Source organism: Spirosoma sp. KNUC1025, from assembly GCF_045160025.1.
GTDB lineage: Bacteria > Bacteroidota > Bacteroidia > Cytophagales > Spirosomataceae > Spirosoma.
On sequence record NZ_CP087139.1, the window covers coordinates 4,056,609 to 4,068,939 of the forward strand.

The 12,331-nt window shown below is 50.0% G+C and carries 11 protein-coding genes and 1 pseudogene; 6 read left to right on the forward strand and 6 right to left on the reverse strand.

All coding sequences use genetic code 11. The features are described 5' to 3' along the window. The first annotated feature begins 76 nt into the window (after positions 1-76). The 3 genes from LN737_RS17660 to LN737_RS17670 all read left to right on the forward strand — a co-directional run bounded on the left by LN737_RS17660 (position 77) and on the right by LN737_RS17670 (position 2,293). Positions 77-613 carry a YfiT family bacillithiol transferase gene (locus LN737_RS17660; RefSeq protein WP_405511120.1) on the forward strand — a complete coding sequence of 179 codons (537 nt, stop codon included), beginning with the start codon at positions 77-79 and terminating at the stop codon, positions 611-613. 75 nt (positions 614-688) lie between these two features. Next, positions 689-847 carry a FeoB-associated Cys-rich membrane protein gene (locus LN737_RS17665; protein WP_405511121.1) on the forward strand — a complete coding sequence of 53 codons (159 nt, stop codon included), beginning with the start codon at positions 689-691 and terminating at the stop codon, positions 845-847. Positions 848-898: 51 nt separating this feature from the next. Beyond that, positions 899-2,293 carry a DUF4403 family protein gene (locus LN737_RS17670; RefSeq protein WP_405511122.1) on the forward strand — a complete coding sequence of 465 codons (1,395 nt, stop codon included), beginning with the start codon at positions 899-901 and terminating at the stop codon, positions 2,291-2,293. Positions 2,294-2,339: 46 nt separating this feature from the next. On the opposite strand, the gene LN737_RS17675 is transcribed toward LN737_RS17670, so the two are convergent. The 5 genes from LN737_RS17675 to LN737_RS17695 all read right to left on the reverse strand — a co-directional run bounded on the left by LN737_RS17675 (position 2,340) and on the right by LN737_RS17695 (position 5,066). Beyond that, entirely contained in the window at positions 2,340-2,660 is a 321-nt protein-coding gene (locus LN737_RS17675; RefSeq protein WP_405511123.1) for a hypothetical protein, read from the reverse strand. A 200-nt stretch (positions 2,661-2,860) separates the two neighbouring features. Beyond that, on the reverse strand, positions 2,861-3,316 hold the full coding sequence (locus LN737_RS17680; RefSeq protein ID WP_405511124.1) for a DUF6508 domain-containing protein: 456 nt from the start codon (positions 3,314-3,316) through the stop codon (positions 2,861-2,863). A gap of 31 nt (positions 3,317-3,347) precedes the next feature. Continuing rightward, complete coding sequence (locus LN737_RS17685; protein ID WP_405511125.1) at positions 3,348-3,782, reverse strand: DUF5990 family protein; 435 nt, start codon at positions 3,780-3,782, stop codon at positions 3,348-3,350. 296 nt (positions 3,783-4,078) lie between these two features. Beyond that, positions 4,079-4,621, reverse strand: a complete 543-nt coding sequence (locus LN737_RS17690) for a hypothetical protein (protein WP_405511126.1) — start codon at positions 4,619-4,621, stop codon at positions 4,079-4,081. Between the two features lie 241 nt (positions 4,622-4,862). Next, on the reverse strand, positions 4,863-5,066 hold the full coding sequence (locus tag LN737_RS17695; RefSeq protein WP_405511127.1) for a hypothetical protein: 204 nt from the start codon (positions 5,064-5,066) through the stop codon (positions 4,863-4,865). A 207-nt stretch (positions 5,067-5,273) separates the two neighbouring features. Between LN737_RS17695 and LN737_RS17700 the strand changes: the two genes are divergently transcribed. From LN737_RS17700 to LN737_RS17710, 3 genes and pseudogenes are all read left to right on the forward strand, one after another. Further along, positions 5,274-6,707 (forward strand): TolC family protein, encoded by a 1,434-nt coding sequence (locus tag LN737_RS17700; protein WP_405511128.1) that lies wholly within the window; start codon positions 5,274-5,276, stop codon positions 6,705-6,707. Between the two features lie 112 nt (positions 6,708-6,819). Beyond that, a pseudogene (locus tag LN737_RS17705) lies at positions 6,820-10,048 on the forward strand (efflux RND transporter permease subunit). A gap of 41 nt (positions 10,049-10,089) precedes the next feature. Beyond that, on the forward strand, positions 10,090-11,277 hold the full coding sequence (locus LN737_RS17710; protein ID WP_405511129.1) for an efflux RND transporter periplasmic adaptor subunit: 1,188 nt from the start codon (positions 10,090-10,092) through the stop codon (positions 11,275-11,277). A 91-nt stretch (positions 11,278-11,368) separates the two neighbouring features. Here the strand turns inward: LN737_RS17710 and LN737_RS17715 are convergent, their stop codons facing one another. Next, a complete protein-coding gene (locus tag LN737_RS17715; RefSeq protein ID WP_405511130.1) occupies positions 11,369-12,322 on the reverse strand; it encodes a dihydrodipicolinate synthase family protein in 954 nt (317 codons plus the stop codon). Between the last annotated feature and the right edge of the window lie 9 nt (positions 12,323-12,331).

The following is a 12,331-nucleotide window of genomic DNA, read 5'->3' on the forward strand; positions in this document are numbered from 1 at the left end:
TTTGACGAATAAACAGACATATTTGAGTCAGCACAAATACGTATCCAGGCTTCTGGCCTGAACGTACACAAAAACTATGGACGATCTCTATTCACTACGGTATCCGATCGGCGATTTCGAGTATGGCCAGTCTTTTACGTTTGCGGACTCCCGGCAACATATTCAAACCATTCAGGGGTTCCCGAAAAAATTTACGGAGCTGATCGGAAAATGGGGTGATGACCGACTCGATACGCCCTATCGGCCGGAAGGCTGGACAATTCGGCAACTGGCTCATCATGTGGTCGATAGTCACACCAACGCCTATGTCCGGACCAAGCTTGCTCTCACCGAACAGAATCCACGTATTACCCCTTATGAAGAAGCGGAATGGGCGAAACTGGCAGATTATCAGCTCGACGTAGCGCCATCGCTGGTTATCCTGAGCAACCTGCATCTGCGTTGGGTGACCGTACTGGAATCGCTTTCGGAAACTGAACTCCAGCGAACGTATTTTCATCCGGGTATGCAGCGGTCGTTTCAACTCACAGACATGGTAGGCTTGTATGCCTGGCACTGCGAACACCATTTTCAACATGCCTACCGCCTTGCCGAACGGAACGGTTGGGTCTGAAAAAATGTATAATGATTAGTAGATAATGAGTAATCCTGAACAGCTTCATAATTACCCATTACTCAATCTCTCGCCATGCAGGAAGTTATTATTGTTCTGGTTTTTCTGGCCGCATTGGGGTACCTGGGGCGCCGGGCGTATCGAAGCTTTTTTGCGAAAAAACAGGCCGGTTGCGGTAAGGGTTGTGGTTGTGCGGCCGACACGACAGTACGGGCTGTGGTAACCGAAAAATGAATATACGATTCGCTGGATAACATTTTTGAATCCGAACGGTTTTGTTGTACAATGATTAGGCAACGGACCATCGGATTTTTAGTTTTACTCGCTATCCTCATCGGGTTTGACGGTTGCAAGCGAGTTCGGCCCGACGCGCCTGTACAGGAAGAATATGAGCCTGCCATTACCGATCCGGTTTCCTATATGGCGGGAGATATTACGTTCAATATCCGCGATCTGGAGAAAAAAATCAACAAAGGACTTTCGACGACGCTCGTCACCGAAGAAGCCTTCGAAGGTAGAAAAGGTGAAGCCTGGCGACTACGTGTAGAACGTACCGGACCCGTTCAGATTCATTACACCAACCGGCGCGTCTATTTCTCAGCCCCTCTGCAAGTCTGGTACACGAATCCGGTTGGCTTACGAAAAAGCAAAAACCGCAAAAGCCGCCCGTTGTGTGCACTTGCCGTCAATTTTACCAGTCCCGTAGCGGTAGCGCCCAACTGGCGGCTGGTCACAAAGGTCAAGTTTGAAGATTACAAATGGACCCAAAAGCCTACGTTACGTATTCTGGGGATAAAAGTGGGGGTGAAGAACATCGCCGAAACCATTCTCGACAAACGAAAGGCCGATATCGAACAGGCCATAGACCGAGCTGTGTATAAAGGACTCCGGCTTGATAAGCAGATCAGCAAAATCTGGCGAGATATGCAGAAACCCCTGCGGGTAGCGAAATCGCCCGAAAATATCTGGCTATTGCCAAAACCATTCAGTATTGCTGCAGCCCCTGTGTATGGGAATGAAAAGCAGATTACGGTACCCATCCAGATTGCGTTTCGGGTCGATACCCGTATCGGTCCCCAACCCGTCGTTGATTCGCTGGAGCGACTGCCTAAACTCTTACGTCGTAAAACCGTGCCCGACTCCGCCCGACTGGCCGTACTGGCATTTATTCCCTACAATGACATCAATCAGGTGCTGGAGCGATCTCTCGAAAAAGAGAAGATTGATTTAGTGGGCGGGCGATTGAAAATCAAAACCGCAACCGTATCGGGAAACGGGCGACAACTGATTCTGAAAACCGACATAAGCGGAACGGTAAACGGTACGCTTTATCTGCACGGCAACCCAAGCTACGATACTCTCACCAATACGTTACGTATCAAAAATGTCGATTTTGATGTGGACACGAAAGAGAAGCTATTGGCTACGGCCGACTGGCTGCTTCACGACCACCTGCGCGATACGCTTCAATCGATGATGGTGGTGCCGCTTCGACAGCCCATTTCGTCCATTCCCTCCCGCATAGAAACCGCTTTCGCCAAGGCAAAAGTGGGACAGAAAACGGATCTTGATCTCGACTCATTTCAATTGATTCCGAAGCGGATCATCATCCGGCCCGACGGTGTACAGGTGCTGATCCGGGTCGAATCAAAAGTCGGGATAAAAGTTAAACGTCTGTAACCTTAGCCTGTACTCTTTGCCAGCAAAGTACGGATAGCTAGTACGTTTAATAGCCTTCGTCGGAGACCAGGTAATAGTTTTTCTGCAGGGTAGACTGGTCCTGGCTCTGAATCGTAACCGTAAGCAGCTCGACGTGGGTATAAGCGTTAAACAGGGTGATGTGTGTATCGGCTACCTCCTCATTGTCTACGGCCACCTGGTTTTGCACAAAGTTCACAGCCTCTTCCCGAGAGTCGAAACTACCAAGCAGATCACCCAGATCAAGGGCAGGTTCCTGATCGGGTAACTCGCCAGAGGTACTCGAAATAGGAGAATCCACAGCCTCGGAGGAATCCGTTGTGGGGGCGGCATACAGCTCAATTGTCATCTGACTAAGAAAGTTTGTTTAATCAAACAACTAGCTTCCGTCCATTTTGATAGTGAATTTTCGATAATCTTTCCAACACTCATCACTGCTGATGACCAAAGGTGCCATGTGCCTGAACACAAGATAGTGCCAACCTTTACACACTCAGTTTGTTGGGCTACGAAGCATCCGGCGGGACACACCCCCTGTCCACGACCCGACTAACGCTGTTTCTGCACTAGAAAGTGCTGTTCTCTGTTAATCTTTATTGCCTGAATGATTTTCAGCATTTTTCCATTCGTAAACATGCTAACTAAATAGCCATCACTAAATCTGTCCGCCCGGATAATGATCGTTAGGAGTTTGCAGAGCGTTTCAATAGTCAGGTTGTTATAATTAGTACGGTTGTCGTCAAGCAAACGATTTCCTTCTTGCCAGGAAGCCCAGTTGTAGATGGGTACCATATCTAAATCAGCTACCGTGTATAAAAACTTGTCTACTATTTTGGCTGAGTTCCAGTAAGGCATGGCAATTGAGCCGTCAGGGAGTTTATCCCCGCCCTTGATTTCACCAAACGTTTCGGTTGCTTCAATTTCAGGTATCAACGCGAATAGCTTGTTCCAGTCACTTGTTTTGATACTGGTTAAGTGTCCCGTCAATTGGTCAAGTTCGATCATAAAGTTAATAGCTGTATCTGTCGTGCGCTGTTCACAAGTACGCTTTAGTCCATTCGCCAAAAGGCTTTACCGTAGCAAAAACAGGCGTTCCATTCTCAGTTCGGCCAGGAACTGTACAGGACCAGCCATACCCGCTGCCGCTCGATGACGTGTCCTGAAAGTCAGCTTCAGTAAGGGGAACTTTCAGTCGGCCATTACACAGTGCTCCGGCCTGTCCGGCATAGCTGCCTATGTTAATGTAAACAAAGCGGGTTCCTGGAGTGCCCTGAACGAACGGACCCGTTAGCGAGGGGGCAGACTCGTTTGTTTGCTTTCGCTGCACAACAAAACGAAAGGTCAGCTCTTGACGATTTCCCATTTGCGCCTGCACAATCTCGTGATGAGCACCCTTGCCTTTCTGTAGTCCATATAGTACGCCCTCAACAGGGTTTTCCAGCAAGATTCTCAAGTTAATTTCGTCAAACATAGTTCATGATCACGGGGTGAACTTCGCCGGATAATGCCCGAAAGGTTGAAAGTTTATGAGTTACTTGTCTGAACACAAACAGCTTGCAACTTTTACATTCCTGTTTGGATGTAGTATTAAATTGCAACTGTTTGATAATCAAGTGCACTTCAAAGAGCAATTTAACAGTTCTTCTAGGTTCGTTCGCTTGCGAACACGGTGGTGGTTGGGCTGCTCCGCTCTCCTACGGGACGAGCGTCCTGTCACATGGAATCGACCCTGCGCGGAGCGGGCAACAATGCACAATCCGTTGAAAACTATGGACCGTCGCCTTCATTGTCAAAAGCAAGCTGCCCTTTATTATTTTCAATGATTGGCTTCACATCGAATGTTACGGGTATGTTGAACGGCTTGCCTAACAAATTCGTCCCTTGCTGAAAATCATTATTCTTAATAACTACTTCACTCTCGTACCAGCAATCAAAAAAGTTTACAAAATTTTTAAATGTTGAATTGCAAATGAATACACAGTTATTCTCTTTATTATGTCCACCAGCCTGAAAGTCTATATAACTGTCGAACGAGCAATTAGCAATCTCAAGACCACCGGGAAAATAAGAAAACATAAAGCTGCAATCCTTAAAATCCGAGTTTGTTAATTTAACCTTTTTAAGAAAAAGAGAGGAGATGGCTTCAAAATGCTCAAATATGCAGTTATCCACTTCTACTTGCATATCGAATTCATCTAATCCAGTCAATTCGACTTTTCCAGTCACATAATAATCCTTTAGTGACTGACCTGACATGATTAGGTCAAGAGCATAAGTAGAAGTGATGTTATGTTTTGGCGAAACAACCATTAGTCGCTATAAAATTATTTCTTGTAAGCCCTCGATGAAGACGGTTGTCTTGTCAACCGGAACCTACCCAACTAGCCACAATCAACCCAACCGGGGCGTTTCCGCTGTCGCAGGTAAGTCCGAAATACAAGCCTAAAGTTATCCCCCCGTCACTACGTTTCTTATGTCGACCACAACCTATTTCCAAGCCCGTTTCGGGACGGTTAGCCTGTCACACGCTACGTGGCCAACTCGCTTTTTGTCAGCCTGCCTTGTCGGGGCAGTTCTCGTGTCGACGAGAGCTGACCAACAGACCCAGAACTTCCCGAACGAGCCGTGCTCCCTGTCGACGGGAAGCCGGACACGAAAGCTTTCGCTGTTTGGCATCACCCAACGTATTATTATGCGCAAAAGCACGTAATGGTATTGGCTTGATAATTAGTTGTACGGCGCCAAGTGATACCATTAAATGTGTTTTCTGGTCTCAAGCTGTTGCTTTTCTGGCTTACAATCTACATATAGATTCATATGTTTCACGTCGTTTTTACTATTCGGCAAAAAATGGGCTGAACCGACTGTTAATGTGACCTTTTCCCAAATGTTTCCAGATTTGAGATCGTGTTTTGTAGACACCTGACCGGCAGAGGGCAAAAGGCCGGTTGGGTTGGAGTGGATGAAACAAGCACGTTATCACTACGTCGGACAACGATTCGAAAGTAACAGAAAACGGGGTAAAACGGGTTGGCTTCTCTTGATTGGCGCGGGTCTGCTAACAACCCAGGCCGTTGGGCAATCGGTGAATCTCAATCAGGTAATTGAACAGAGCGTCCGGCAATACCCGTTTCTGAAGGCTAAACAAGCCGAAGTCAATAGTGCTGAACGGCGTTTGCAGGCCAGCCGAACGGAGTTGCTGCCCAGTGTGATACTTCAGGATCAGTACACCTATGCCACCAGCAACAGTCTGAACAATTCGTTTTTCCCAAACGAAGGTACTAACATTTCTACGTCGGGCGGGGTACGGCCCGTTGCCATTTCACAGGCCAGTTTCGGAAGCTATACCAGTGCATCCATTGAGTGGCGAGCCATTACGTTTGGGCGGGTGAAAGCCAATATCGGCGTGGCAAAAGCCGACCTTCAACGGAGTCAGGCCGATTACGAGAACGAAATATTCCAGCATCAGGTACGTACCATTGATGCCTATCTGCTTTTGCTGATCAATCAGAAACTCGTTCAGATTCAACAAAGTAATCTGGAACGCGCACAAACGTTCAAGCGGGTGGTCGATTCGGGTGTCCGGTCGGGTATGCGGGCGGGTGTCGATAGTGCACTGGCAACTGCCGAAGCCGTTCGTGCCCGGTTACTCCTGCTCGAAAGTCAGCAGCGGGAACAGGTGCAGCGGTTGCGCCTGTCGGAACTGGCGGGTCAACTGCAAAGTGGTATGCAGGTAGATAGTATGGGTTTTTACAGTAGCCTGCCGAACGGCGTTTTCCTGTCGGATTCGCTGTCGCCCAAGAATCCGACGTTACGTCTGTTTCAGTCGCAGATTACGTTATCGGCCGCTCGAAGTCTGGCTACACAACGGGCAGGTATGCCTACAATCTCGTTGGTTGGTGCAGGCAATGCCCGTGGCTCAGGTTTTTCCAATCAGGGCGATCTTTTCTTGACTAATCAGCTTAATGGCCTTGGTTATCAGGTTGGTAATTACCTCGTAGGCGTAGTGGCCCGCTGGAATCTAACTAATCTGTTACGTACCCATCAGGATTACCGCGCCGATCAGTTTCTGGTGGAACGGTCGCGACAGTTGTTTAATACGCAGCGGTTGCAGATTACCCGCCAGTATCAGGAAGCTGAAACCCAATATCAGGTAGCACTGGAGCAGGCCCGGCAGGCACCCATTCAGCTACGGGCTGCCCGACAGGCGTTCAATCAGGCAAAATCACGCTATGAAAGCGGACTGACTGATTTGCCAACCCTATTACAAAGTGTTGTTACGCTCAACCGCGCTGAAGTGGATGGGTACGTGGCTACCAGCAATGTCTGGCGTTTTTTGCTCCTGAAAGCTGCCGCTGACGGGGATTTGTCGCTGTTTATGAACCAAGTGAGATAACGGACATTGGCAATTAGTCATTGGTCATTGGTTGACTGAACTACCGCAACAAATGACAGTGTACCAAAATGACCAATGACCAACCTCCAATGACCAATAGACTAAAAAAACTATGTATAACATCATTCGATCAGCACTTCGAAAACCCATTTCGGTGGTTGTGGCGGTCATGGGCCTCCTCTTTTTCTGTGATGTCGCTGTTTACCATTCCGGTCGATATTTTTCCGAATCTCGACTTACCAACGATTTACGTGGTACAGCCGTATGGAGGAATGGCACCTGATCAGATGGACGGCTTTATCGCTACGCGCTATCAGGATCACTTTCTTTACGTATCGGGTATCCGCGACATCGACGTAAAAACGATTCAGGGGCTATCGCTGATCAAGCTCTCGTTCTATCCCGGAACTGATATGGCGCAGGCTGCGGCTGAGGTTGCTAACAACGTATCACGCGCCAAAGCGTATATGCCCGAAGGAACCGTTCCCCCACAGGTCGTTCGGTTCGATGCCAGTTCTGTACCGGTAGGCCAGTTGGTATTTGAAAGCCAGTCTCGTTCGCTGAACGAAATTCAGGATTACGCATCGTCGCGGGTTCGGCCTATGTTCTCCCGGATTCCAGGTGTTTCCAGTCCTCCACCGTTTGGGGGTAACCAGCGAACGGTGATAATCAAGGTAAATCCGCAACTGGTTCGCAGCTATCAGTTGACGCCCGAAGAAGTCATCAAATCTATTGTAACGAATAACCAGCCATCGCCCGCCGGAAACATCCGCATCGGCGATAAAGCCCTGATGACGCCCGTTAATTCGTTGGTGAAACGTCCGGAAGATTTCCTGAACATTCCGATACGTGTCGGCTCTGGCCCAACGGTGTTTGTGCGCGACATTGGTACGGTAGAGGATGGGGCCGACGTAACAGTAAGCTATGCGCTGGTCAACGGCCGTCGGGCGGTATATATTCCGGTGGTGAAAAAGTCGGATGCGTCAACACTGGACGTAGTGAATAACATCCGTAAAGCGATGCCTGAGCTACAGGCTGCGGTGCCTGAGGACGTAAAGATTTCCTATGAATTCGATCAGTCGGTCTACGTAACCAATGCGTTGAAAAGCCTCGTAACGGAAGGAATTCTGGGCGCTGTGCTGACGGGCTTGATGGTGCTGCTCTTTCTGCGCGACTGGCGTAGCGTAGTTATTGTGGTGCTGACCATCCCGATTTCGATTCTGTCGGCGGTGATTATGCTCAACCTGTTTGGCCAGACAATTAACATTATGACCCTGTCCGGGTTGGCGCTGGCCATTGGGATTCTGGTCGACCAGGCTACGGTAACGATAGAAAACATTCACCAGCATCTGGAGATGGGCAAGCCCAAAGCCGTAGCGATCTGGGATGCCTGTAAAGAGATCGTTTTCCCGGAGTTCCTGATCCTGTTGGCTATTCTGGCCGTCTTTGCACCCGCTTTTGTGATGAATGGCGTTCCGCGTTCGATGTTCCTGCCCCTGTCGCTGTCTGTCGGTTTTGCCATGATCGCGTCCTTTCTGCTTTCGCAAACGTTCGTGCCCGTACTGGCAAACTGGCTGTTGAAGAGCCATCCGGCCCACGAAGCACCGACCTTGGCACTCGATGCACAGGAGCGGCACATGATCGAAGAGGAACAGCCAGTGGCCAATGCAAAAGGTTTCGACAGGTTTAAGCAGCGGTATTCGTCATTCCTGGAAAAAATTCTGAACCGCCGGGGCATGGTCGTTGGTAGCTACCTGATTGGTAGTCTGGCTATTATCGTGGTATGCTTTATGGTGATTGGTACGGATATTCTGCCGCATGGCAACAGTCACCAGTTTCAGATGCGTCTGCGTATCCCCGATGGTACACGGGTGGAGCGTACGGAAATGGCTACGCTGAAAGTGCTCGACATTATTAAAGAAGCGGTTGGCAAAGAAAACGTAGAAATATCGTCGGCCTACGTAGGTACGGTGCCGTCAAGCTATGGTACCTCCAATATATTCGTGTTCAACAGTGGTCCGCACGAAGCTGTTTTGCAGGTCTCCCTGAATGAAGAACATCCGGTGGTAATGGATGATCTGAAGGAAGAGCTTCGGACCCGGATTGCCAAAGCGTTACCTAAGGCCAGTATTTCGTTTGAACCGATTGAGCTGACCGAGAAAATCATGAGTCAGGGGGCCTCAACACCCATTGAAGTAACCGTAGCAGCTAAAGACCTGAACGAAGCGGGCCGGTTTGCCAACAAAATTCGGGAGCAAATGGCTAAAATTGATTTTCTGCGCGATGTACAGATTGCTCAACCGCTATCGTACCCGGTGCTGAACGTAACGATGAACCGTGAGCGGGCTGGTCAGCTGGGCGTTACGTCGACGCAGGTAGCCCGTTCGATGGTGGCCGCCACGTCGTCGAGCCGGTTTACCGATAAAAACCTCTGGCTCGATGAGTCGAAAGGACTGGCTTATCAAGTGCAGGTGCAGATTCCAGAATACCAGATGAGCAGTGCCAGCGACATCGGCAATATTCCGTTGAAGAGCGGTGAAATGCACCCGCTGCTGTCGGACGTAGCGACGTTTTCGGAAGGAACAGCGCCGGGCGAATATGACCGTGCTGGTCCGAACCGGCTGGTAACGATCACCGCGAATTTGCAGAAAAAAGACCTGGGAACAGCCCAGAAAGCAGTTGAAAAAGCCATAAAAGATGCTGGTGCTGCTCCTCGGGGTGTACTAGTCGAAATGGGTGGGCAAACAAATCTGCTGACCGATACGCTGAGTAGTTTGCAAACGGGTCTGCTCGTTGCCATTGTCATCATCTTCTTATTGCTAGCTGCTAATTATCAGTCCTTTAAGTTGTCATTGGTGATTCTGGCGGCCATTCCGGCTGTGGTAGCCGGGGCTTTGCTGATGCTACTTGCCTGTGGTGCTACGTTGAATCTTCAATCGTACATGGGATTAATCATGTCCGTTGGGGTTTCGGTTGCCAACGCTATTCTGATGGTGACCAACGCGGAGAATCTTCGCCTGGAAATTGGGCATACACGTAAAGCGGCCGTTCTGGCGGCAAACAGCCGGATTCGTCCAATTCTGATGACCAGTATCGCTATGATTGCGGGGATGGTACCGATGGCCTCCGGTCTGGGAGAAGGGGGCGATCAGATTGCCCCGCTCGGTCAGGCGGTGATCGGCGGATTGATAGCCTCTACGCTGGCTGCCTTGCTGATTCTCCCCTGTGTGTTTACACAACTTCAGGCGAAGGCAACTACCCAGTCGGTTTCACTTGACCCCGAAGATCCTGAAAGCAAATATTTCCATACAGAACAGCCGGAGTTAAGCCATAGCCTGTAGCCTTTTTATCCATCAATTGACTCAAGTTAAAGGAAATCGACATGAACTTGCCATCCATAAATCGCTTACGAACTACGCAGCGACACAATTTTTCGCTTATTCACTCATTCGCCCATTCGCTCATTGGAATGTCTATCGTAACGGCCTGCTCAACGGCTAGCAGCGATAACAAAACCCCCGCCAAAGAGCCAGAAATACAGCAGGTTGGCGTGACAACGGTACAGGCCCTTCAGCCCAGTAAGCGCGTTACGTTGCCCGGCGAGCTGAAGCCCTGGAATCGGGTAAATATGTATGCCAAAGTCAAGGGGTTTGTCCGTGATATTTCGGTGGATAGAGGTACTGTCGTTCGCAAAGGACAGGTGCTTGCCCGGCTTGAAGCTCCGGAAGTGATTTCGGAACTCAGCCAGGCGCAGGCGCAAGTGCAGGCGCAGGAATCAAATCTGGTTGAACAGACCTCCCGCGCTCGGGCCAGCCGGTTAATGTATCAGCGTTTACTGCAAACGGCCAAGATGGAGGGGGCGGTGTCGGCCAATGAGATTGATCAGGCGCAGGCAAAAATGGAGTCTGACAGTGCTCTGGTGGCCATGGCGCGCGGTACGGTACAGGCTGCCCGTTCGAACTACCAGGCTAAAAGCGAACTGCGCCAGTACCTGACCATTACCGCTCCGTTCGATGGGATGGTGATTGAACGTAACATCAGCCCCGGTGCCCTCGTAGGCGCGGGTGACAGTGGGAAACCGCTGTTTGTGCTGGAAGATAGCCGGACGTTACGTCTGACGGTTGCTATTCCCGAAACCTTTGCCAATCAACTGCCGCCGAAGAGTTCGGTTTCGTTTACCGTAAACGCCATGCCCGACCGCCGATTTAATGCAAAGCTGGCTCGCTCCGCCCAAAGTCTGGTTGAAGCGAACCGGGCTATGATGGCTGAGTTCGACGTGCCGAACGTATCGCATGAACTTAAAGCCGGAATGTATGCCGAAGTGATGATGCCTATCGAACGAACGGCCAAAACGATGTTTGTGCCCACAACAGCCGTCGTCAGTTCCAGCGAAAAGATGTTTTTGATCAAAGTAAACGATAATCGGGCACAGTGGGTATCGGTGCAGAAAGGCAACGTACTTGATAGCCTGGTTGAGGTGTTTGGCGACGTACAGCCGGGCATGACCATTGTGAAAAGCGCATCCGAGGAAATACGCGACGGCCAGGCTATAAAAGCAGTTAATCGCTAGGGGCCATCTAAGTGCTGTCGGGTTAGAGAACCCGACAGCACGACACAACGTACTTACAGTGAGGAAATCGTTCCGTTAACTAGGGTCGTACTTACAAAACGCGCTCGATTCCGATCTCGTCCTGCAATTGGTCGGCGGATTCGAGCAGGGCATCCAACTGTTGCTGAATAGCGGGCGTAAGCGGATCAACGGCCCGGCGTGTATACAACGAAATCGGCAGCCCCCGCTTCTGTAGTGCATATTTGGCGGCAATCGGGTAGGCTGTATGCAACAGATCCATCGAATCAACCAACCATTGCTGCACCCGTTTTACGGCGTCCTGCCTGCCTGCCTGGTCGAAATTATCGCAAAGCCAGACAATCAGTTCAGGAACGTAATTGCCTTGGATACATGACAAGCCCGCTGCACCAGCCTTTAACGACGACACCGCGTTGACCATATAGGCATCGTACAGACCGAACTGATAGCCTTCCGCTACGGCTAATCGCTTAGCTACCTCGTCGGCATCGAGGCTTGTATCTTTATGATAAATGATCCGTCCCGTTGGTAGAATGTTTGCCAGAAGCTGACTGCTAATCAGCCGTTTGTAGGGCACCGGGCATTCGTATAAACCCAGCGGAATCGTACCGGTCAGGTTCATTAACTGATGCAAATGATCGAGAAAAATGGCATCGGAATCCTCAGGCAAGGCAAGCTGGCAGGTAGTAGCGATTACCGCCTGGATACCCGTATCATAAATCCGTTTGATGAAATCAGCCTGATGGAACATTGGCCCGCCGAACGTACCCGTAGCTACAACCGGTACCCGCCCACCTACCTGATCGACCACCTGTTTGGTAACGGCCAGACGTTCGGTTTCCGTTAGCTCATACATCTCGCTGGACAGGCAGTTGGCAAACAAACCAGCTGCGCCCGATTCCAGATAAAATTCCGTCAGCTGCGAGAGACCCGCGTAATCTACCTCGCCCGAGTCGAGAAAAGGCGTGAGCATGACCGGAATAAAACCGTGGGGCAACGTTGATGGCGAGTTGTTTTGTAAAGACATATTCGTTCT